The organism is Allobosea robiniae, from assembly GCF_900102525.1.
Taxonomy (GTDB): domain Bacteria; phylum Pseudomonadota; class Alphaproteobacteria; order Rhizobiales; family Beijerinckiaceae; genus Allobosea; species Allobosea robiniae.
The window spans coordinates 19,952-40,518 of sequence record NZ_FNBZ01000001.1; the positions used below are offsets into that span (position 1 = coordinate 19,952).

At 67.5% G+C, this 20,567-nt stretch carries 18 protein-coding genes; 8 read left to right on the forward strand and 10 right to left on the reverse strand.

The annotated features are described in order from the left end of the window. Positions 1-56 precede the first annotated feature (56 nt). Positions 57-947: a LysR family transcriptional regulator gene (locus BLQ70_RS00095; RefSeq protein ID WP_091855335.1), complete on the forward strand. Its 891-nt coding sequence runs from the start codon at positions 57-59 to the stop codon at positions 945-947. 126 nt (positions 948-1,073) lie between these two features. Here the strand turns inward: BLQ70_RS00095 and BLQ70_RS00100 are convergent, their stop codons facing one another. From BLQ70_RS00100 to BLQ70_RS00130, 7 genes are read right to left on the reverse strand one after another with little or no spacing between them, the layout of a single operon-like run. Continuing rightward, positions 1,074-2,210 carry a M24 family metallopeptidase gene (locus BLQ70_RS00100; protein ID WP_244511846.1) on the reverse strand — a complete coding sequence of 379 codons (1,137 nt, stop codon included), beginning with the start codon at positions 2,208-2,210 and terminating at the stop codon, positions 1,074-1,076. Then, entirely contained in the window at positions 2,207-3,427 is a 1,221-nt protein-coding gene (locus tag BLQ70_RS00105; protein WP_091855336.1) for a M20 family metallopeptidase, read from the reverse strand. The genes BLQ70_RS00100 and BLQ70_RS00105 overlap by 4 nt, the downstream gene beginning before the upstream one ends. 17 nt (positions 3,428-3,444) lie before the next feature. After that, positions 3,445-5,064: a dipeptide ABC transporter ATP-binding protein gene (locus tag BLQ70_RS00110; RefSeq protein WP_091855337.1), complete on the reverse strand. Its 1,620-nt coding sequence runs from the start codon at positions 5,062-5,064 to the stop codon at positions 3,445-3,447. A gap of 3 nt (positions 5,065-5,067) precedes the next feature. After that, positions 5,068-5,892: an ABC transporter permease gene (locus BLQ70_RS00115; RefSeq protein ID WP_091855338.1), complete on the reverse strand. Its 825-nt coding sequence runs from the start codon at positions 5,890-5,892 to the stop codon at positions 5,068-5,070. Then, positions 5,885-6,832 (reverse strand): ABC transporter permease, encoded by a 948-nt coding sequence (locus tag BLQ70_RS00120; RefSeq protein ID WP_091855339.1) that lies wholly within the window; start codon positions 6,830-6,832, stop codon positions 5,885-5,887. Before BLQ70_RS00120 ends, BLQ70_RS00115 begins: the two co-directional genes overlap by 8 nt. 19 nt (positions 6,833-6,851) lie before the next feature. Beyond that, positions 6,852-8,405 carry an ABC transporter substrate-binding protein gene (locus tag BLQ70_RS00125; RefSeq protein WP_091855340.1) on the reverse strand — a complete coding sequence of 518 codons (1,554 nt, stop codon included), beginning with the start codon at positions 8,403-8,405 and terminating at the stop codon, positions 6,852-6,854. Positions 8,406-8,416: 11 nt separating this feature from the next. Then, positions 8,417-9,739 (reverse strand): M20 family metallopeptidase, encoded by a 1,323-nt coding sequence (locus BLQ70_RS00130; protein WP_091855341.1) that lies wholly within the window; start codon positions 9,737-9,739, stop codon positions 8,417-8,419. A 135-nt stretch (positions 9,740-9,874) separates the two neighbouring features. Here BLQ70_RS00130 and BLQ70_RS00135 point away from each other — a divergent pair, with 135 nt between their 5' ends. Continuing rightward, positions 9,875-10,687, forward strand: a complete 813-nt coding sequence (locus tag BLQ70_RS00135; protein WP_091855342.1) for a GntR family transcriptional regulator — start codon at positions 9,875-9,877, stop codon at positions 10,685-10,687. A 51-nt stretch (positions 10,688-10,738) separates the two neighbouring features. On the opposite strand, the gene BLQ70_RS00140 is transcribed toward BLQ70_RS00135, so the two are convergent. Beyond that, complete coding sequence (locus BLQ70_RS00140) at positions 10,739-11,644, reverse strand: GNAT family N-acetyltransferase (protein ID WP_091855343.1); 906 nt, start codon at positions 11,642-11,644, stop codon at positions 10,739-10,741. A gap of 281 nt (positions 11,645-11,925) precedes the next feature. Between BLQ70_RS00140 and BLQ70_RS00145 the strand changes: the two genes are divergently transcribed. The 5 genes from BLQ70_RS00145 (at position 11,926) to BLQ70_RS00165 (ending at position 17,355) form a co-directional block, all read left to right on the forward strand. Beyond that, complete coding sequence (locus BLQ70_RS00145) at positions 11,926-12,849, forward strand: 2-hydroxyacid dehydrogenase (RefSeq protein ID WP_061963494.1); 924 nt, start codon at positions 11,926-11,928, stop codon at positions 12,847-12,849. A gap of 29 nt (positions 12,850-12,878) precedes the next feature. Beyond that, positions 12,879-13,232 carry a cupin domain-containing protein gene (locus BLQ70_RS00150; RefSeq protein ID WP_091855344.1) on the forward strand — a complete coding sequence of 118 codons (354 nt, stop codon included), beginning with the start codon at positions 12,879-12,881 and terminating at the stop codon, positions 13,230-13,232. A gap of 129 nt (positions 13,233-13,361) precedes the next feature. Continuing rightward, positions 13,362-14,825: an aldehyde dehydrogenase family protein gene (locus tag BLQ70_RS00155; protein ID WP_091855345.1), complete on the forward strand. Its 1,464-nt coding sequence runs from the start codon at positions 13,362-13,364 to the stop codon at positions 14,823-14,825. A 12-nt stretch (positions 14,826-14,837) separates the two neighbouring features. Continuing rightward, complete coding sequence (locus BLQ70_RS00160) at positions 14,838-15,881, forward strand: tartrate dehydrogenase (RefSeq protein WP_091855346.1); 1,044 nt, start codon at positions 14,838-14,840, stop codon at positions 15,879-15,881. A gap of 13 nt (positions 15,882-15,894) precedes the next feature. After that, entirely contained in the window at positions 15,895-17,355 is a 1,461-nt protein-coding gene (locus BLQ70_RS00165; protein ID WP_091855347.1) for an NAD-dependent succinate-semialdehyde dehydrogenase, read from the forward strand. Positions 17,356-17,418: 63 nt separating this feature from the next. On the opposite strand, the gene BLQ70_RS00170 is transcribed toward BLQ70_RS00165, so the two are convergent. Next, complete coding sequence (locus BLQ70_RS00170; RefSeq protein ID WP_091855348.1) at positions 17,419-18,696, reverse strand: NAD(P)/FAD-dependent oxidoreductase; 1,278 nt, start codon at positions 18,694-18,696, stop codon at positions 17,419-17,421. 25 nt (positions 18,697-18,721) lie between these two features. Then, entirely contained in the window at positions 18,722-19,390 is a 669-nt protein-coding gene (locus BLQ70_RS00175; protein WP_091855349.1) for a haloacid dehalogenase type II, read from the reverse strand. A 320-nt stretch (positions 19,391-19,710) separates the two neighbouring features. Between BLQ70_RS00175 and BLQ70_RS00180 the strand changes: the two genes are divergently transcribed. Continuing rightward, complete coding sequence (locus tag BLQ70_RS00180; protein ID WP_061965421.1) at positions 19,711-20,559, forward strand: GNAT family N-acetyltransferase; 849 nt, start codon at positions 19,711-19,713, stop codon at positions 20,557-20,559. Positions 20,560-20,567 lie beyond the last annotated feature (8 nt).

Below are 20,567 nucleotides of genomic sequence, written 5' to 3' on the forward strand. Positions count from 1 at the left end.
GGCTCAGTTACGATTAAACAATTGAAATAATTCAATCTCTACAATAGCTTTTTCCTATGGATGTCAGCTTCCGCCAGATCAAGGCTTTCGTGGCCGTCGCGCGATTGAACAGCTTCACGCGCGCAGCTGCGTTGCTGCATGTCGCCCAGCCGACCTTGACGGTGCAGATCCGGAAGCTCGAGGAGGCGCTGTCGGTCCGGCTGTTCGAGCGAACGTCGCGGTCGGTCACCCTGACCCAGACCGGGCGGGACCTGCTGCCGGTTCTGGCGCGCCTGGTCCAGGACCTGGATGGCGTGATCGGGGACGTCCGCAACCAGGGAACCGGCTATCAGGGCCTGGTCAGGATCGCCGCGCTGCCGACCGCCGCCGCAGGCCTGCTGCCCCGAGCCATCAAGTCATTCCGCATGGTCCATCCCGGAGCCGATTTCCGCATCCGGGATGTCATCGCACGCCGCATCCTGTCCCTGGTCGAGGCGGAGGAGGTCGATCTCGGGATCACCGGCGGTCCGGCGAACACAGGCAATGTCGACGTGCTGCTGGCTTTCGAGGACAGCATGCATGTCGTCTTCCCCCACACCCACCCGCTTGCGGAGGCGCAAGCCGTGACGCCTGACCTGCTCCTGCTCTACCCGCTGATCATGATGGACCCCGATACGAGCGTTCGGGCCGTGGTGGAGGCGGGCTTCCACGCCGCCGGCCTGATCCCGACGGCGGCGGGGGAAGCCACGTATATGATGACGGCAGCCGGGATGGTGCAGGCCGGGCTGGGCATCACCTTCCTGCCTTCCTCGGCAAAGGAGATCGAGGCATTTCCCAACCTGCGCTCGCGCCCGATAGAGGCCGTCGGCTTCGTCAGGCAGATCAGCCTCGTCAAGAAAAGCGGCAGGCCGCTGCCTTCGCTGCCGGCCCTGTTCGCGCGTCATCTGCGCGAGATGATCGGTGCCTGATCGCGAGCGTCGCAAGAGCCGTCATTCCAACGGCACCCGGCCAGTGTCGCAGCGGGCGATCGCTCATCAAGGCAGTTTGGCCGCCTCGGCACGAAGCGCCACGATCCGAGACTGGATCAGCACGACCTACCGCGAGCCGGCCGAAAGCAGCGCGCGCGGCGCCGATGTCAGACGCCGCCCACCGCCCGCCTCCACGACGACGGTCTCGCTGAAGCCCAGGCCACCTGCCGACACATACATGTGAAAGACCATGCCCTCCTCGAGCTGCCAGCGCGCGTTCGGCAGGAAGACGCGGGAGAAGTCGCTGGTGCGCGGGGTACGGCCATAGAGACCGAGCGCATATCCGGTGACGTTGTCATAGACCGGGCGCAAGCCCTCCGCGAGCACGGCGCCGCGCAGGATCGCATCGACCTCGCAGGCCAGGGCGCCCGGCCGCATCGCCGCAATCTGCCGATCCTGCAAGGCGACGAGACGCGCGGCGAGCGGCGACAGCCCCCGCCGGTCCGCCCCGATCAGCACCGGCCGCATCAGCCGCGCACCGTAGTTGCGACGCTTCGGGATCAGCTCGACATGCAGGATATCGCCTTCGGCCAGCGGCTGGGCCGTCATCACGCCATGAAGAAACTCGTGGTCGCCGACGCCCGGCACGATCGGGCCGGTCTCGCCGGTATCGGCTCCGTTCTCCAGGAAACAGGCGGCCGCGACCGCAGCCGCGGCACGCGGCGAGATTCCCGGCAGGGCCTTCGCGACGATGGCCGCCATCGCCTTGTCGGCGATTGCCGCCGCCTCTGCGATCAGGGCGATCTCGGCCGGCGACTTCACCGCCCGCAACAGATCGCTCGTACGCGGCAGGTCGACGAAGCGCGCATCGGGCAGGAGCGCGGCGAGGCGCTCGCGCGTCGCCGCGGTGAAACCGTAGGAGGCGTGGTCGGCGCCGATCCGAGCCTGCGCGAAACCGCGCCGGCGGATCTCGTCGGCCATGGCCTGATGCGGCTCCGATGTATCCGCGAAGCCGACGATATCCCCGAACCAGCAGGCATCCCGGCACGGGCCGGCGTCGAGTTCGCGCAGCGCGAACCAGGGCTCGCCCTCCCTTGGCAGGAAGGCGGCCCGGTACATCGTCTCGGAGACCGTGTAGCCGGTCAGCCATGCCAGGAACTCGGCATGGTCGACGAGCAGCAGTTCGGCGCCCGCCTCCGTCATCGCCGCGCGGGCCTTGGCGACCCGCCCTGCGAACTCCTCGGGCGGAAAGAGCGGGTTCACGCCACCTCGCAGATATCGAGGATGGTCAGCAGGTAGATGCGGACCATGTCGAGGAAGTCGCGGATATCGACGCGCTCGTCAGGCATGGTGTTGTAGCGCCCGCCCGGCCCGCAGACGATGCCCTCCATCCCGGCCTCGGCATAGAGATGGCCGGCATCGGTGCCGAAGAAGCCCGGCGGCTTGATCGCGCCGGTCGGCTGCTTCTCGCCGCGCACCGCCTCGTAGGCCGCGTTGACGGTCTTCACGATGCGGGCGTCCTTGGCGACCTCGAAGGCCGGCATCGACTGGTGCCCTTCCTTCTTCTCGATGCGGATCGACGCCTTTAGCCCGGGGAAGCGCTGCTCCAGCGCAGAAAGCTCCCGCTGCATGTCGGCGAGCGCGCCCTCCTGCGTCTGCCCGGGCGCGAAGCGGCCCGAGCCCTTGAGCTTGCAGTAATCCGCCACCTGCGGCGCGCGCCATTCGTGCAGCTCCTTGCCGAGCGCGCCGTGGACGACGCCGACATGGACGCGGTTGATCGATTCATGCTCGGCCGACGGCGCGCCCGAGAACGTCATGGCGTTGAGCCGCGGGATCAGGTCGCAGGCTGCCATGATCGCGTCGACCGCCTGCTCGCGCTTGGAGAGATGGCGGGTGTTGCCGGTGAGTTCGATGATGAAGGAGAAGGCGCAGGCATGCATGGTGACGGCCTGCAGGTCGGTCGGCTCGCTGTTGACGAAGTAGTCGGCGCGGATGCCGTTGCGGATCGCCGCGACCGTGCCGACGCCACCCTGCAATTCGCCGACGACGAAGGTCAGGATGACGTCGCCCTTCAGCTTCACGCCGGCGTCGATCAGCGTCTTGACCGCGCAGTAATAGGCCGCGTCGCCCGCCTTCATGTTGGAGACGCCGATGCCGTAGATGAACTCGTCGTCGACCACGCCGCCCCAGGGATCGACGGTCCAGCCCTCGGTCGCCGGATTGGTGTCGAGATGGCCGTTGAACAGCAGGCTCTTGCCGCCGCCCGTGCCCTTCCAGCGACCGATGGCGTTGGCGCGGCGGCCCTCGTCGAAGGCCTGCGCCTCCGCCTCGATGCCCATCGCCTTCATCTGGCCGACGACATGGTGGACGAGCGCCTTCTCGCCCTCGGTCTCCGAATAGCTCTTGTGCTTCACCCAGTCGGAAAGGAGCGCGAGGCAGGCTTTCTCGTCGAGCGAATGGATCAGGTCGCGGGGATTCATGCGTATGGCCTCGAATGTCAGGCGGCCGTGGCCGGGGCGGGCACGGCTTCGAGCAGGGATTGGGTGTAGGGGTGAAGGGGACCGGTCGAGAGCGCCGCGATATCGACGAGATCGACGAGGTCGCCGCGATACATCACCGCGATCCGGTGGGCGATCTGGCGCACCAGATTGAGATCGTGGGTGATGAACAGATAGGCCGTGCCGAAGCGCTTCTGCAGATCGACCAGAAGCTCGACCACAGACGCCTGCACGGAGACGTCGAGCGCCGAGGTGATCTCGTCGCAGATCACGAGCCTGGGCTTGGAAGCGAAGGCGCGCGCAATGGCGACGCGCTGCTTCTCGCCGCCGGACAACTGATGCGGATAACGCTCGGCATAGGCAGCCGGCAGCCTGACCTGCTCCAGCAATTCGCCGATCGCAGCCGCGTCCCGGCGGGAGCCCGGCTCGCCATAGAGCGCGAGCGGCCGCGACAGGATCTCCCGGATGCGCTGGCGCGGATTCAGCGAGGAATCCGGGTGCTGGAAGATGATCTGGACATCGCGGCGATAGGCCCGGTCCATATCGCCGAGACCGGTGATCCGGCGGCCGGCGAAGCGGATCTCGCCCTCGAAGCGATTGAGCCCCGTCATCGCCTTGGCGAGCGTCGACTTGCCCGAGCCGGACTCGCCGACGATGCCGAGGATTTCTCCGGGCATCACGGACAGGCTGACCTCCCGGTTGCCCGTGAACTGTGTGTTGGCGCGACCGAGCAAGGCCCCGAGGAAGGGCTTGCGGCCATAGAGCACGCTGACCTTCTCGACCTCGACCAGCGGCTTCGTTGCTTCGGTCGCGCTCGTCTCGACCAATCGGCGGTCCGGCCGCGGCACGGCGGCGAGCAGCTTGCGGGTATAGGCATCCTGCGGCCGGGCGAAGACCTCACCGAGCGCCCCCTCCTCGACGATCCTGCCGCGATGGATCACCGCGACCTTCGTGGCGATCTGCGAGACCAGCGCGAGGTCATGCGAGATGTAGAGCGAGGCGACGCCAGTCTCGGCCTGCAGCTCCTTGAAGAGGTCGAGAATCTGCCTTGCCGTGATCACGTCGAGCGCGGTCGTCGGCTCGTCGAAGATGATGCATTCCGGCTGGCAGGCGAAGGCGGTGGCGATGACCACGCGCTGCTTCTCGCCGCCCGATGCCTCATGGGGGTAGCGCCGCATCATCTGCTTCGGGATCTTCAGGCCGACACGGGCGAGCCGTTCCTCGCCCTCGGCCCAGGCCTGTTTCCGCGTCAGGCCACGATGGCGCACCAGCACTTCGGCGAGCTGCTCGCCGAGCGGCAGGGTCGGGTTGAGCGAGGTGCTCGGGTCCTGGAAGACCATGCCGATGCGCTTGCCGCGGATCGCCTCGATCTCGGCTTCCGAAGCCTTGAGCAGGTCCTGCCCGGTCAGGCGGATGGCGCCGGCCTCGCGCGCGCTCGCCGGCAGGTAGCGCATGATCGCCCAGGCGAGCGAGGTCTTGCCGGAACCGGATTCGCCGACGAGGCCGAGCACCTCGCCCTTGGCGACCTGGAGCGTCACGTCGTCGAGGGCGCGCATGAAGCCGGTCGGCGTCGCGTAGTCGAGACCGTAGCCGGCGATGTCGAGGATCGTTTCGCTCATCGCTCAGGTCCTCGGGTTCAGCGCATCGCGCAGGCCGTCGCCGAGCAGGTTGAAGCCGATCGCGACCAGCGCGATGGCAAGGCTCGGCCACAGGATCATCCAGGCGCTCAGATGCATGAAGCGGCGGGCCTCCGAGACCATGAGGCCCCATTCGGACGCCGGCGGCTGGGCGCCCAGTCCGAGGAAGGAGAGCGTCGCGAACAGCATCACCGCGAAGGCGACGCGGATCGTCATCTCGACGATGATCGGCGCCACCACGTTCGGCAGCATCTCGCGCCCGACGATGAAGGCCGCGCTCTCGCCACGCGCCACCGCAGCATTGACGTAATCCTGCTTGCGCACGGACAGCGCGACCGAGCGCGTCACCCGCGCCATGCCCGGCGCAAAGGCGAGCGCGATGGCGAGCAGCGCGTTGAGACTGCTCTTGCCGAGCAGGTTCACGATCAGGAGCGCCAGCAGCAGGCTCGGGATCGACATGATCGCGTCGACGGTGCGCATGATCGCTTCGTCGCTGCGCCCGCCGAGGAAGGCCGAGACGGTGCCGATCACGGCGCCGACCAGCGTGCCCAGCGCCGTCGCCAGCACCGCCATGACGACGGTGGCGCGGGCGCCGTGCAGCAGGCGGCTCAGGATGTCGCGGCCATACTGGTCGGTGCCGAGCCAGAACTGCGCGCTCGGCGGCTTGTAGCGCATCAGCGGCGCCATCTTCTCGGGGTCCTGCGGCGCGACCCAGGGTCCGGCGATCACGACGAGCAGGATCAGCCCGACGATCACGAGGCCGAGCGCGCCTTGCGGCGAGCGCAGCATGCGCCTGAGGATCTCAATCATACTGGATCCTCCGGTCGAGCCAGGCATAGCAGATGTCGGCGAGGAAATTGGCGACGGCATAGGTCGTCGCCATGATCAGTGCTCCGGCCTGGATCGAGGGCAGGTCGCGCGCCTGGATCGCGACGATGAGCTGGCGGCCGATGCCCGGCAGGGCGAAGATCTCCTCGACCACGATGACGCCGCCGAGCAGATAGCCGACATCGAGCGCGACGATCGTGATCGTCGGCAGCAGTGCGTTGCGCAGACCATGTTTGAACAGCACCTGCCGCTTCGACAGCCCTTTCAGACGCGCGGCGCGGATATAGTCGGAGTGCAGCACGTCGACGAGCTCCGAACGCACCATGCGCGAGACATGCGCGATCAGGATCATCGAGACCGTCAACACCGGCAGGACGAGATGCTTCAAGCCGCGCAACGGGTCCTCCGTCAGCGGCACGTAGCCCGTCGCCGGCAGCCATTGCAGCCAGTCGGCCAGCACGAGCACGACCAGCGTCGCCGTGACGAATTCCGGCACCGAAACGCCGATATAGGACAGGAAGCTGACGCCGAGATCGGCCGCCCTGCCCCTTCTCACCGCCGCGACGATGCCGAGCGGGATCGCGACCGCCAGCATCAGCAGGATCGAGAACAGGGCGAGCAGCAGCGAGCGGCCGAGCGCCTCGATCATCGCCGGCGCGACCGGCTGGCCGGTGCGCATCGAGACGCCGAAATCGCCGCGGACGACGCCGCCCAGCCAGTGCAGATACTGCATCCAGATGGGGTCGTTCAGCCCCATCTTGGTCCGCAGGGCCGCCAGCGCATCAGGCGTCGCGTTCTCGCCCAGCATCATCACGGCAGCGTCCGCCGGCAGGATTTGGGTGATCGCGAAGACGATCAGCGACACGACGAGCAGCGTGTAGCCGATCAGCAGGACCCGCTTGAGGATATAGGCTGGCGACACGCTGGCTCGCCCCGCTTGCTCAGCTACGCTTCGGCGCGTTGGCGCCGAGCGAGACATGGTCGAGCCGGAACACCGCGCCGCGCGGGTGAAGCTGATAACCCTCGACCCATTCGCGCTGGGCGCCGAGCAGGTCGAAGAAGGCCGGGATGATCGAGGGCACCTCGGCATTCATCAGCTTCTGCGCCTCGGCATAGAGCGCGCGGCGCTTGGTCTCGTCGACGGTCGCCCGTGCCTCGAAGACGACCTTGTCGAAGGCCGCATTGTTCCAGCGCGTCTCGTTCCAGGCGGCGTTCGAGGTGTAGAGCAGCGAGAAGATGGCGTCGGCCGTCGCCTGCATGTTGTAGAAGCCGACATAGAAGGAGCCCTTCTTCCAGACCTGATCGAGATAGGTCGCGTGCGGCATGGTCTCGACCTTGATGTCGAAGCCGGCGGGCTTGGCCATCTCGCGCAGGGCGACGGCGAGCTGGGTGCGCTGGCCCGGTCGGTCGGAGGCGATCAGCGTCGCCTCGAGCCCCTTCGGATAGCCGGCTTCCGCCAGCAGCGCCTTGGCCTTGGCGATGTCGGCCTTTTTCGCCGGCAGGTCGGCATAGAAGCGATAGGCCGGGTTGAGCGGCGTGTCGTTGCCAGGCGAGCCGAAGCCCTCGGTGACGAAATCGACCATGGCGGCGCGGTCGACGGTGAGAGCCAGCGCCTGGCGCACGCGCACATCGTTGAAGGGCTTCTGGTCGCAGCCGAAATTGACATTGCAGAACTGGCCAGACGGCACGCGCAGTGCCTTGACGCCGCTCGCCTTCTGCAGGCGGCCGAATTCGGTCGGCGGGGTCGTCGAGATCAGGTCGGTATCGCCTGCGATCAGCGCGGACGCCTCGGCGCTGACATCCGGGAAGACGAGAATCTCGATCCGGTCGAGATAGGGCCGGTCCTTGTCGTAATAGGCGTCGTTGCGGGCGACGACGATCTGCCGCTCCGGCTCGAAGGAGACGAGCTTAAACGGGCCCGTACCGACGGCTTCGCGGTCGAGCTTCTGGAGACCACCCTTGATGACCGCGGCCGGCACGATCTTGGCGTTGGTGTAGGCGAGCGTCACCGGCAGGTCGGCGAAGGGAGCCGAGAGGCTGAAGACAACGGTGGCATCGTCCTTCGCCACGACCTTGGCGATCGGGCCGACATTCTGACGGGCCGGCGAGGCGGTCTTGGCGTCGAGGATGGCCTCGAAGGTCGCGACGACATCGGCCGCCGTGCAGGGCGAGCCGTCATGGAAGCTCAGGCCCTTGCGCAGAGCGAAGGTCCACTCGGTCAGGTCAGCGGAATTCGTCCAGGATTCAGCAAGATCGGGCTCGGCGCTCATGTCGGGCTTGAGCCGGGTCAGGTTGGAGTAGAGCAGTTCGGCGACGAGATATTCCGGGTTCACGCGGGTGACGAGGGGATTGAGCTTGGAAACCGCCTGGTCGACGCTGACGCGCAGCGTGCCGCCCCGGCGTGGCGTCTGCGCGAAGGCCGGAACGCCGGACAGGGCAAGGCCGCTGAGAGCGGCGGAAGCGGCGAGGAAATCGCGACGATGGATGCTCGGCATGGAACGCTCCTTCAGCTCTTGGGGGATAGATCGGGGTTGATGTCGGGCCTGAAATCGGCGGCGAGATAGGACAGCACCGCCCGCGCCAGCGAGACGATGTCCGGCACCGTGGTGTATTCGCCCGGCGAGTGGACGTTGCGGTCGGGCCGGCCGAGCCCGCCGAGCAGCACCTCCTGCCGGCCGGTCGCGCGCTGGACCCAGCCGAAATCGGAGCAGCTCGCCGCGCCCCATTTGCGGAAGTCCTCCGGCGCATAGCCGAAGCCCTGCCCCATCGCGGCCTGCCAGCGCGGCCAATGCGGCCCGGCCGGGTCGGCGGTCGGCATCAGGTGCCCGACCAGCGTCGTCTCGATCGAGAGATCGGGCACGGTGGCGGTGCTGCGGCTGATCACCGCCTCGATCTCGGCCAACGCCTCCTCGAAGCGCTCCTCCGGGGCATAGCGCCGGTTGAGCGTCAGCTCGACGAGGGCCGGAACCTGGCCGCCGGCCGTGCCGCCCTGGATCGCGGCGAGGTTGAGCTGGGCTGCGAGCGGCGGCTTGCCGGGCGGCGGCGGCAGGGCCGAGACACGGGTCGCGATCTGCGCCTTCAGCTCCGTCAGTGCGTTGAGCAGCGGCAGCGTTCCATCGATCGCATTGACGCCAGAACCCTTGCGGTTGCCTTCGCCGGCATGGACGGCCTGGCCATGGATGCGGACGAGCAGGTTGAACAGGCCGAAGCAGCCGGCCCAGACCCGCGCCTCGGCGCTGCCGTTGAAGTTGAGGATGTGCTCGGGAAGGCGGCCCTGCTCGGCGAGGTAGCGGATGCCGGGATAGAGGCCGCCCTCTTCGTCGGTGCAGAACAGCAGCATCGGGTCGTAGGCGAGTTCGACGCCGCAGGTCCGGGCGGCGCGCAACGCCAGCAGGATCGCGGCGACGCAACCCTTCATGTCGGCTGCGCCCAAGCCGATCAGGCGATCGCCGTCGCGCTCCATGCGCAGCGGATCGGTTTTCCAGCCCGCCGCGGCCGGCACCGTGTCGACGTGGAAATAAAGGCCGCAGACCGGCCGCCCGCCGGCGCGGCTGGCGATCAGGTTCGTGCGCGGGCCGGCCCCCGGTCCATTCGGCACCTTCCACAGGCTCTCGGGCACCGTGACCCGTTCGGCCTCGAAGCCGAGCGGGGCGACGAGCGCCTCCATCAGCCCGGCGAAATCATCGTAGCCCAGGCCGGGCGGGAACGAGGTGTCGACCGCGATCATCCGGCCGAGCCCGGCGACCGCATCGTCGGCATTGGCGGCAATCCAGCCGCAGGCCTCCGCCAGCGCCGTCTCGTTTTGTCGGAGGGATACAGGCTCGACCATCGTTCAGCCCAGCGACGCCGCGCTTGTCCGGCGCCCGTACGATCTGCGATGGAGCAATCGAAATGCCGCTTCTGGCAATGCCATTTGCGGTCCCCTCTCTTTCATATAAACTATATAGAAATAGGACTCAGCGGCATGCCCCCTGTCAATGCCAAAAATGCGACGGCCGCTGCGGCCGGAACGGGCAGCGATGCCAGAGCCGCGGCGCCGACCCTGCCGAATTTCGGCGCCGGCGAAGCCGCGCCGCTCTATGAGCGCGTGAAGCGACACATGTCGGAAGCGATCCTGGTCGGCGAATGGCAGCCGGGGATGGTTCTTCCCAGCGAGACGTCCCTCGCCCAGGGCTTCGGCATCGCGGTCGGCACGGTGCGCCGCGCGATGAGCGATCTGGTGGCGGAGGGACTGCTGACGCGCCGCCGCAAGACCGGCACGGTCGTGACCGGCCGGACGCCGCATCACAGCCTGCGCTTCTTCTTCCAGTATTTCCGCCTGCACCGGGCCGATGGCAGTCTCGTCCGCTCGACCAGCCGGTTCCTGAGCGTCGAGGCCCTGCCCGCCACGCCGGCACAGGCGGAGGCGCTGCAGATCAGGGCCGGAGGCGTGATCAGGATTCGCCGCATTCGCCATGTCGATGGCCGTCCGGTGATGCACGACAGGATGATCATGGCACAGGAACGGCTGCCGGACTGGCCGTGCGGCACCACCGACCTGCCGCCCCTGCTCTATCTCCACCTGCTGGAACGCTACGGTATCCGGATTTCCGCGGTTCGCGAACAGATCACCGCCGATCTCGCCGATGACGAGGATATCGCGCTGCTCGAGCTCGGCGGGCGCGAAGCCGTGCTGACGATCGACGAGGTCGCCTACGATCAGGCGGGCGTTCCCACCATCCTCGGATGGCATCGCGCGACGACGGCCGCTCACGCCTATGTCAACGAAGTCAGATAGGCCCGTGCCCCATCCGGGCATGGGCCCGGCGCCAGCCTCCGGGTGGCCTCGCTAGCCGAGCGCCTGACTGGCGAGCGCGATGCGGCGCGGACCGCCCGGGATCGACGGCATGTAGGGAGCCCGTCCCAGCCCCATCGATGTGGCGCTGTCGTGGATCTGCATGCCGCTGGCGACGAGGAAGTTGGTGAAGGCGGTATTGCAGGCCGGCGTGTCGGCTCGCAGGAACCTGCCGGCATGGACCTCGACATAGGGGCGCGAGACCGCGATCGCATCGGCCTCGGTCGCAGCGATGACCGGGCCGATGACATGCCCTCGTCCGAACGGCCGGCAAAGGGCGAAGGAGACGATCTCCTCGTTGCGGATCAGGACATGTCCCTCGGATACCGGAAGCAGGGAACCGAAAACGGCGGAGCGATCCAGGCCGATCGCCGCACAGTCGAGCCGCAGAAGGCTGTCGTGATCCTCGGCCTGGAGCGGACGAAGCGAGCCTTCCGTCCTGGCGAAAGGCATGACCTTTCCAGGATTGAGCGCATCCGGGGCGGCCTCCCCCTGACAACGCAGGACCTTCTGCTCGTACCCGTAGCCGAGCGAGCGATAGAGCCGCTTCGCCTCCCGCGTCGCGGTGAGCCCGAAAACGACGCCCGGATTCAGCTCATGCGCCTTCTCCATGAGCCAGCTTCCCGCCCCTTGCTCCTGCAGGCGGGGCAAGGTGATCAGCATGCAGACCATGGCGAAATCCGGCCTGTAGCGGAGCCACATCACGGTTCCGACGACCCGTCCGATCTCGTCGACAGCGGCAAGCCCTTGCCCCAGATCGAGCAGCATCTGCCAGTCGCCTTCCCGATGCGGCCAACCCACCGAAACGGACAGCGCATGCAGCAGCGTGGGATCGACCTGCCTGATGTCGCGCAAGCTGAGCTCGAACGTGTCGATATGCAGTCGGGCGATCGTCTCCAAATCGCAGCCTCCGCCGTGTCCACGGCTCTGCCCGGCTGCCGATTCCAGCCGGGTACCGATCGGTTCTAAACCAATCCCGCAACAGGAAGCACCGTTATTCCACGGCAATTCGGCAGGGAAGTCCGCGAGGCGGTGCCGAAACGATGCGAAGGCCGGTGCGCCGGCCCTATCATGTCGCCAACGCCGCCTTGACCCGGAGCCGCCCGCGACGGGATGCGCGAACGGCCCGGCGCAGAATTCGTGCAGGAACAGCCTGATCTTCCGATCTCACGGAGCTCGCCTTGACCTTCCTCTTCAACTCCACCGATGAGCGGGCCCGGGTGTTTTCGGCGCGCTTCGCCGAGGAATTGCCGGATATCCGCTTCCTCAAAGCCGGCGATGCCTATGATCCCGCCGATATCCGCTATCTCGTCACCTGGACGGCCCCGGACGATCTCCACCGTCTTGCCAATCTCGAAATCCTGTTCTCGATCGGCGCCGGCATCGACCAGATGAAGACGGACGGATTGCCGCCCGGCGTCCTCGTCGTCCGAATGGTCGAGGAGGGCATCACCCGGATGATGCAGGAATACGTGACGCTCGGCGTGCTCGCCCTGCATCGGCAATGGCCGCTCTACATCGCCCAGCAGAACGCCGCGCATTGGGAGGCGTACGATATCGTATCCGCCACCGACCGCCGGATCGGCGTGCTCGGCCTGGGCATGATGGGATCGGCCGTCATCGACCGCCTGAAGCCTTTCGGCTTTCCGATATCCGGCTGGAGCCGCTCGCCGCGATCGATCGACGGGATTCGCTGCCTTCATGGCGCGGCGGGCCTGTCCACCCTGCTCGCCGAGACCGATATCCTGATCTGCCTGCTGCCGCTCACGCCCGAGACGACCGGCATTCTGGATGCGGAGCTCTTTGCGCAACTCCCCGTCGGGGCGGGCCTCGTGCATGTCGGCCGCGGCCAGCATCTCGACCAGGCTGCCCTGCTCGATGCACTCGACAGAGGCCATCTGTCCGGCGCCGTGCTCGACGTCACGGAGCCAGAGCCGCTTCCGCCCGGCCATCGCCTGTGGAGCCATCCCAAGGTGATCCTGACGCCGCATATCGCCAGCAAGGTGGAGGCCGAGCCCGCAGCCAGGGCCGTCATCGAGAATATCCGTCGCCATCGCTCCGGCCTGCCGCCGATCGGCCTGGTCGATCGCAGCCGCGGCTACTGAATCCTCCTGCCCAACGAAAGGCTTATCCCATGTCTCTTCTCGTCAAGCTCGACCTCGCCGGAACCGGCGAGCCCAAGCATTCAAAGGCGGCCGCGGACCGCCTCATTTCCGGCGATCCGTCGTTCAAGACCTGGGCGCAGGACGAATCCCGCAAGGACCCCGTCCGCACGGGCGTGTGGGAAGCCACGCCGGGCGAGACCCGCTCGATCAAAGGCGAGACGATGGAGTTCTGCTACATCCTCTCCGGCGTCGTGGAGCTGACCGAGGAAGGCCAGCCGCCGCGCATCTTCCGCGCCGGCGACAGCTTCGTGATGAAGCCCGGCTATGTCGGCGTCTGGAAAACGATCGAGACCGTCCGGAAGATCTACGTCATTGCCGGCTGAGGGCGCGCCGAAGAATCGGCCGCGCCGCGCGGAGCAAACGGGATTTCCGATCGGCGCCGGCACGTTCAGAGGCGCAAACTGCGGGTGTGGCCGATCTAGCCTGACACGACCGCCAGCTGGAGATCCGCCGTGTCGCTAAGTTTCGATCCCTCCTCGGTCACGCTCCCGCGCGGCCATTTCATCGGCGGCGAATGGGTCGATGCCAAGGATGGCATCGACCTGCATCGCCCTTCGGACGCGGCCGCTTTCGCCGCTTGCCCGGTCGGCGATGCCGGCCTCGTCGACCGCGCCGTGGCCGCCGCGAAGGCAGCCCTGGCCGAGAGCGGCTGGGGGCGCCTGGCGCCGCGGGAACGCGCCCGCGCGCTGCATCGCTGGGCCGACCTCATCGAGGCGGAAGCGGAAACGCTGGCGCGGCTGGAGGCCATCGCCTCGACCCGGCCGATCTCCGAGCTCATGGCGGGCGATGTTCCGGTGACCGCGGAGCAGATCCGCTTCTTCGCCGAATTCGCCGACAAGGAAGGCGGCAATCTCGTCCCGACCGGCTCCGACAGCTTCGGCATGATCGCGACGGAGCCCTATGGCGTCGTCGGCGCAATCACGCCCTGGAACTTCCCGATCAACATGGCCGGCTGGAAGCTCGGCCCGGCGCTCGCGGCCGGCAATGCCGTCGTGCTGAAACCCTCGGAGATGACGCCTTTCGCCACGCTCTACCTGGCGGAGCTGTCGGTGCGCGCCGGCTTGCCGGCCGGCCTGGTCAATATCGTGCTCGGCGACGGCCGGACCACCGGCACCGCGATCACCGGCCATCCCGACATCGCCAAGGTCTCGTTCACCGGCTCGACCGCCGCCGGCGCCGCGATCATGGAAAACATCGCCCGCACAGGCATCAAGCCGATGACGCTCGAACTCGGCGGAAAAAGCCCGCAACTCGTCTTCGCCGATGCCGACCTGCCGCTTGCGGCCGGCGCCATCGCCCGCAGCATCCTCGGCAATGCCGGCCAGGCCTGCGTCGCCGGCTCGCGGCTGATCGTGGCGGAGAGCGTCGCGGAGGAGCTCGTCGGGCTCATCGTCGAGCGCATGCGCACTGTCCGCCCGGGCGCGACCTGGGACGCAGCGAGCGCCTATTCGCCGATCATCTCCGAGCGGCAGATCGGCCGCATGACTGGCATCGTCCATGCGGCGGTGGCGCGCGGCGCCACTTGCCGTCTGGGCGGCGAACGCCTCGACCATGCCGGCTATTTCTATGCGCCGACCGTGCTGGAGGGCGTCGACGCCAGTTCGCCCGCCGTGACCGAGGAAATCTTCGGACCGGTCCTGACCGTCCAGACCTTCCGGGAGGAAGAGGAAGGGCTCGGGCTCGCCGATCATCCGACCTATGGGCTCTGCGCCGGCCTCTACACGCGCGATCTGTCGCGGGCGCTGCGTGCGATCGACCGCCTCCAGGCCGGCACCGTCTGGGTCAACCGCTATGGCCGCTCGCGGGACCACATCCTGCCGACCGGAGGCTACAAGCAGTCCGGCCTCGGCAAGGATCTCGGCCGCGAGGCCTATCTCGCCAATCGCAAATCCAAGAGCGTCCTGATCGCCGTCTGAGGAGACTGCACCGTGAAATCCTACAAGATCGCCCTGATCCCGGGCGACGGCATCGGCACCGCCGTCATCGACGCGACCTGGCAGGTGCTGAACAAGGCGGCGGCCGGCGCGGGCTTCGCGCTCGACGGCACGAGCTTCCCCTGGTCCTGCGATTTCTACGAGAAGACCGGCGCGATGATGCCGCCGGACGGCATCGAGACGCTGCGCGGCTTCGATGCGATCCTGCTCGGCGCGGTCGGCTGGCCGAAGCGCGTGCCGGATTCGGTCTCGCTCCACGGGCTCCTGCTGCCGATCCGCAAGGCCTTCGTGCAATACGCGAATATCCGCCCCCACCGACTGCTGCCGGGCGTCGAGGGGCCGCTGCGCGCCAGTGCCTTCGACATCCTCTGCATCCGCGAAAACACCGAGGGCGAGTATTCGGGCGCCGGAGGCCGCATCCATAACGGCACGGGCGACGAAGTCGCGGTCGAGACGGCGATCTTCACCCGCAAGGGCGTCGAACGCATCCTGCGCTTCGGCTTCGAGCAGGCCCGCAAGCGCCGGGGCAAGCTCGCCTCGGTGACGAAGTCGAACGCGCAGAAATATTCGATGGTGTTCTGGGACGAGGTCACCGCCCAGGTCGCGGCCGACTATCCCGATATCGAGGTCGCGAACTACCATATCGACGCCATGGCGGCGCGGATGGTGATGGCGCCGGAAAGCCTCGACGTCGTCGTCGCATCGAACCTGTTCGGCGACATCCTGACCGATCTCGGCGCAGCCATCCAGGGCGGGCTGGGCTATGCGGCCTCCGCCAATATCAACCCCGAGCGCAACGCGCCCTCGATGTTCGAGCCGGTGCATGGCTCGGCCCCCGACATCGCCCATCTCGGTATCGCCAACCCGATCGCGGCGATCTGGTCCGGCGCGATGATGCTGGACCATCTCGGGGAATCGCGCGCGGCAGCCGCCGTGATCAGCGCTATCGAAGCCGCAACCGCTCGTGGCATCGGCACGAAGCCCGGCCAGCACAAGACAACCGAGATCACCGGCGCCATCGTCGCGGCGCTGGCTTGAGAGGACAGCAGAGATGACCATCGAAGGCCTTCGCGACCCCGGACTCGTGCAGGAAGCCTGCCTTGTCGGCGGCGAGTGGATCGGCGCGGCCTCGGGCCGCACGCTCGACGTCGTCGATCCCGCCACGCAAGCGGTTCTCGGCACGGTGCCGGACGCCGGCACGCCTGAGACCCGCGCCGCGATCGACGCCGCCACGGCCGCTTTCGAGAGCTGGCGCGCCCGAACTCCGGCCGAGCGCGCGGCGCTGCTGGAAGCCTGGCATGGCCTGATGCTCGAGCATCTCGAGGATCTGGCGCTGATCCTGACCCGCGAACAGGGCAAGCCGCTCGCCGAGTCCCGCGGCGAGATCCGCTACGGGGCTTCCTTCGTGAAATGGTTCGCCGAGGAAGCCCGGCGCATCTACGGCTCGACCATCCCCGCCCCGACCGCCGACCGGCGCATCGTCGTGCTCAAGCAGCCCGTCGGGGTCTGCGGCATCGTCACGCCCTGGAACTTCCCGAACGCGATGATCACCCGCAAGGTCGCGCCGGCTCTTGCCGCCGGCTGCACCGTCGTGATCAAGCCTTCGGAACTGACGCCCTATTCGGCGCTGGCGCTCGGCGTTCTGGCGGAGCGGGCCGGCATCCCGGCCGGCGTCGTCAACATCGTCACTGGCCTGCCGACCGAGATCGGCGCCGAGCTCACCGGCAATCTCGGCGTTCGCAAGATCTCCTTCACCGGCTCGACGCGCGTCGGCGCGCTCCTGATGCGGCAGGCCTCCGACAGCATCAAGCGGCTCAGCCTGGAACTCGGCGGCAACGCACCCTTCATCGTCTTCGACGATGCCGATCTCGACCTCGCGATCGACGGCATCCTCGCTTCCAAGTTCCGCAATGGCGGCCAGACCTGCGTCTGCGCCAACCGCATCCTGGTGCAGGACGGCATCTATGACCGCTTCGCCGAGAGGCTTTCGGCCCGCGTCACGGCGATGAAGGTCGGCCCGGGGACCGAGACCGGCATCGATATCGGCCCGATGATCAATGCCGCCGCGCTGGAGAAGATCGAGCGCCATGTCGACGACGCCCTCGCGAAGGGCGCCAGGCGCCTGGCCAGCGCGGCCGGGATGCCGGACGGCAAGCAATACGCCACGCCGACTGTCCTTGGCGAGGCGACGACCGAGATGCTGCTGGCGAGCGAGGAGACGTTCGGCCCGGTGGCGCCGCTCTTCCGCTTCCGCAGCGAGGCGGAGGCGATTACCGTCGCCAACGGCACGCCCTTCGGCCTGGCCGCCTATTTCTTCACGCAGGACATGCGCCGCTCCTGGCGCGTCGGCGAGGCACTGGAATTCGGCATGGTGGGCCTCAATACCGGCGCGATCTCGATGGAAGTCGCCCCCTTCGGCGGCGTCAAGCAGTCCGGCCTCGGCCGCGAGGGCTCGCAGCTCGGCATCGAGGAATATCTCGAGGTCAAGGCCTTCCACATCGGCGGTCTCTGAAAACAGAACAGGCGCCGGGCGTTTCCCGGCGCCTGTTCACGCTGTCGCGACAGTGCGATGCGGTCACTGAATCCGGTCGAGCGCCTTGTAGTAAAGCCCCACCAGCGGCAGGAACCAGGGCTTGCCGAAATGGCCCGGAACCGGCGGCCAGGACAGCCCCTTCAGCGGGTTGCGATCCGGCCGGCCGAGGATCGCATCGGCCATGATCATGCCGAGATGGGTCGACATCTGCGCGCCGTGCCCGGAATAGCCCATCGCGTACCAGACACCATCTTCGTAGCCGGCGCGCGGATAACGATCCTTGGTCATGTCGACCAGCCCGCCCCAGCAATAGTCGATCTCGACATCCCTGAGCTGCGGGAAAATGCCGGCAAGGCTCGCACGCAGGATGGCTCCGCTCTTTGCATCGGAGGTCTGGTCGGAGGTGGCGGAGAAGCGCGCCCGGCCGCCGAAGATCAGCCGGTTGTCGGGGGCGAGACGGAAGTAGTTGCCGATATTCAGCGAGGTCACGGCCGTGCGGTTGCCCGGCATGGTCGCAGCGGCCTCGGCTTCGGTGAGCGGCCGCGTCGCGATCAGGAAGCTCCCGACCGCGATGACGCGCCGGCGAAACCAGGCGAAGGGGCCGGAGGTATAGGCGCCGGTCGCGACCAGCACATCCCTGGCGGAAACGCTGCCGTGCGGCGTGTCGAGGATATGTCGCCCGGCCTCCTGCCGCCGCCCGGTGACCGGGGCGTCTTCATGGATGACCGCGCCGTGGCGCGCCGCGGCGGTGGCGAGCCCGGCGACGAAGCGGCCCATATGCATCATCGCGCTCTTCTTCGAGAGCATCGCGCCATGGAAGCCGTCGGAGCCGATCTCGTTCTTGAGCTCGGCCCGGCTCAGCATCGCGGTATCGGGATCGGCTTCGCGATGCAGCACCTCGAAATTGCGGGTGAGCGAGGCGACGTGCTCCGGCTTCGAGGCGAGCTTGAGCTTGCCGGCGCGGCGGAAGGCACAGTCGATGCCCTCCTCCGCCACGATCCGCTCGATCGTATCGACCGAGTCGTCGAAGGCCTTGTAGAGCGCGACGGCGCGCTCTGTGCCGAGCGCCTCCTTGGCACCGACGAAGCTGTGGGCGAGACCGTTGTTGAGATGGCCGCCATTGCGGCCCGAGGCGCCGTAACCGACGCTTCGGGCTTCCAGGACGACGACTTTCGCACCGGCCATGGCCAGCTGGCGCGCCGCCGCGAGACCCGTGAAGCCGCCGCCGATCACCGCCACGTCATAGCTGCCCTCGACCGGCCCGGAGACGGCGCCGTCGAAGGGCGCCGCCGTATCATGCCAATAGGACTTGAACTGCATCGCGCCTATGTCCCCTGCCCTTGCCTCAGAGGCCGAAGACGCCGGGCAGGCCGCCGATGTCCTTGATCTCGGTATAGCCGTAATACGGGTTTGCCGGCTCGTGCCCGCGATTGACCCAGACCTTGTTCTTGATGCCGAGATCATGGGCCGTCATCAGGTCGTAGCGGAACGAGGACGAGACGTGGCAGACGTCCTCCGGCCCGCAGCCCAGCATGTCGAACATGTATTCGAAGCCCTTCATGCGCGGCTTGTAGGAGCGAGCCTGCTCGGCCGTGTAGACGGCATGGAAAGGCGCGCCGAGCCGGGCGACATTGTGCGGAATCTGGTCGTCATCCGCATTGGAGAGAATGACGAGCGGGATTTCCTTCGCCACCTTGGCGAGCCCGGCCGGCACGTCCGCATGCGGTCCCCAGGTCGGCACCTGCTCGTAGATCCAGCGCGCATCCTCGGGGCGGAAGGCGACGCCGTTGCGGCGGCAGGTCCGCTCCAGCGAATTGTAGACGACCTCCTCATAGGGCTTCCAGTCGCCGAGGATCTCGTCGAGCCGATAGGCCGAGAAATTCGTGATGAAGCGCTGCATGGCCGGCTCGTCCAGCTTGTCGCCATAGAGCGCGCGCGCCGCCTTATCCATCGCGAAATAGATCAGCGTGCCGTGGCAATCGAAGGTGACGAATTTCGGCTTGAAGACAGTCATCCGCGCAAATCCCCTGTGGCGAAACGGTTGTGGCCGTTGCTCGGATCATAGACGGGCCTCAAACGGCGCGAGCACCGCATTGCCCGCGGCGGGAAGCACAAACTGCCGTCCGCCCCCGGGGCTATGGCACAGTGTTGCGCCTCTCCACCGCGGCCAATGTGCCTCGCGAGGCGGCCCCCGCCCCTTTCCGCCTGGCCGTGGCATTCCATGCGGTCGCCGCACGTTCCTACGGCCGAAGATATCGCCTGAGCCCGTTCCTCGGGAGGAACTGCGCCGGCATGCGGCTTATCCATGATGCAACGGATACGAAGCGAAGCAGCATGGACCAGGAAACGATCGATCTCGTCGCGTTCGAGGAACGCCATCTCGACGGCGCCCTTCAGCTCTCGCGCGAAGCGGGCTGGCCTCACCGGCGCGAGGACTGGGCGATGCTGCTCGCGCTCAGCAATGGCTTCGTCATGCTCCAGGGCGAGGTCGTGGTCGGCACCGCCATGATGACCCCGTTTGCCGACGAATCCGCCAGGATCGCCATGGTGATCGTGGCTGCAACGATGCGCGGCCGCGGACTCGGCCGCCGGCTGATGGATGCTGCCTTGCAGGCTTGCGGCGAGCGGGAATGCTGCCTCACGGCGACTGCAGACGGCCTGCCCCTCTACGAGAAGCTAGGTTTCCGCGCGGCTGATGAGATCCGCCAGCATCAGGGGCATCTCCGCGAGGGGACAGCGATCCCGGTCCCGATGCGCGGCATCGCATGGGCGCGTGCCGAGGATTTCGCCACTATTGCCGCCCTCGACCGCCAGGCGCTCGGATTCGATCGCCGCACCCTGCTCCACCTCCTTGCCGAGACCGCGCAGGTCGCGATCCTGCGCGAAGGAGACCGCATCACCGGCTTCGGAGCCTTGCGCCCGTTCGGGCGCGGCGAGGTGATCGGCCCCGTGATCGCGGAGACCGAAACGCAGGCGCAAGCCATTCTGTCGTTCCTGATCAATGCCCGGGCCGGCACCTTCCTGCGGGTCGACACGCCCTTGCCCGCCGGGCTCTCCCCCTGGCTCGCCGCGTGCGGCCTCGCGCATGTCGGCGGCGGCATCGCCATGCGCCGCAACGCGGCAAGCCGACAGCCGATCGGGCCCGCGAAACCCTTCGCTCTCGCCAGTCAGGCGCTCGGATAAGCTGGAGA

Bases quoted from the DNA above. Each gene is read 5' to 3' on its own strand.
- BLQ70_RS00095 (WP_091855335.1), top strand. From the start codon at position 57: ATGGATGTCAGCTTCCGCCAGATCAAGGCTTTCGTGGCCGTCGCGCGA.
- BLQ70_RS00105 (WP_091855336.1), bottom strand. From the start codon at position 3,427: ATGAATCCCCGCGACCTGATCCATTCGCTCGACGAGAAAGCCTGCCTC.
- BLQ70_RS00110 (WP_091855337.1), bottom strand. From the start codon at position 5,064: ATGAGCGAAACGATCCTCGACATCGCCGGCTACGGTCTCGACTACGCG.
- BLQ70_RS00115 (WP_091855338.1), bottom strand. From the start codon at position 5,892: ATGATTGAGATCCTCAGGCGCATGCTGCGCTCGCCGCAAGGCGCGCTC.
- BLQ70_RS00125 (WP_091855340.1), bottom strand. From the start codon at position 8,405: ATGCCGAGCATCCATCGTCGCGATTTCCTCGCCGCTTCCGCCGCTCTC.
- BLQ70_RS00130 (WP_091855341.1), bottom strand. From the start codon at position 9,739: ATGGTCGAGCCTGTATCCCTCCGACAAAACGAGACGGCGCTGGCGGAG.
- BLQ70_RS00135 (WP_091855342.1), top strand. From the start codon at position 9,875: ATGCCCCCTGTCAATGCCAAAAATGCGACGGCCGCTGCGGCCGGAACG.
- BLQ70_RS00150 (WP_091855344.1), top strand. From the start codon at position 12,879: ATGTCTCTTCTCGTCAAGCTCGACCTCGCCGGAACCGGCGAGCCCAAG.
- BLQ70_RS00165 (WP_091855347.1), top strand. From the start codon at position 15,895: ATGACCATCGAAGGCCTTCGCGACCCCGGACTCGTGCAGGAAGCCTGC.
- BLQ70_RS00170 (WP_091855348.1), bottom strand. From the start codon at position 18,696: ATGCAGTTCAAGTCCTATTGGCATGATACGGCGGCGCCCTTCGACGGC.
- BLQ70_RS00175 (WP_091855349.1), bottom strand. From the start codon at position 19,390: ATGACTGTCTTCAAGCCGAAATTCGTCACCTTCGATTGCCACGGCACG.
- BLQ70_RS00180 (WP_061965421.1), top strand. From the start codon at position 19,711: ATGGACCAGGAAACGATCGATCTCGTCGCGTTCGAGGAACGCCATCTC.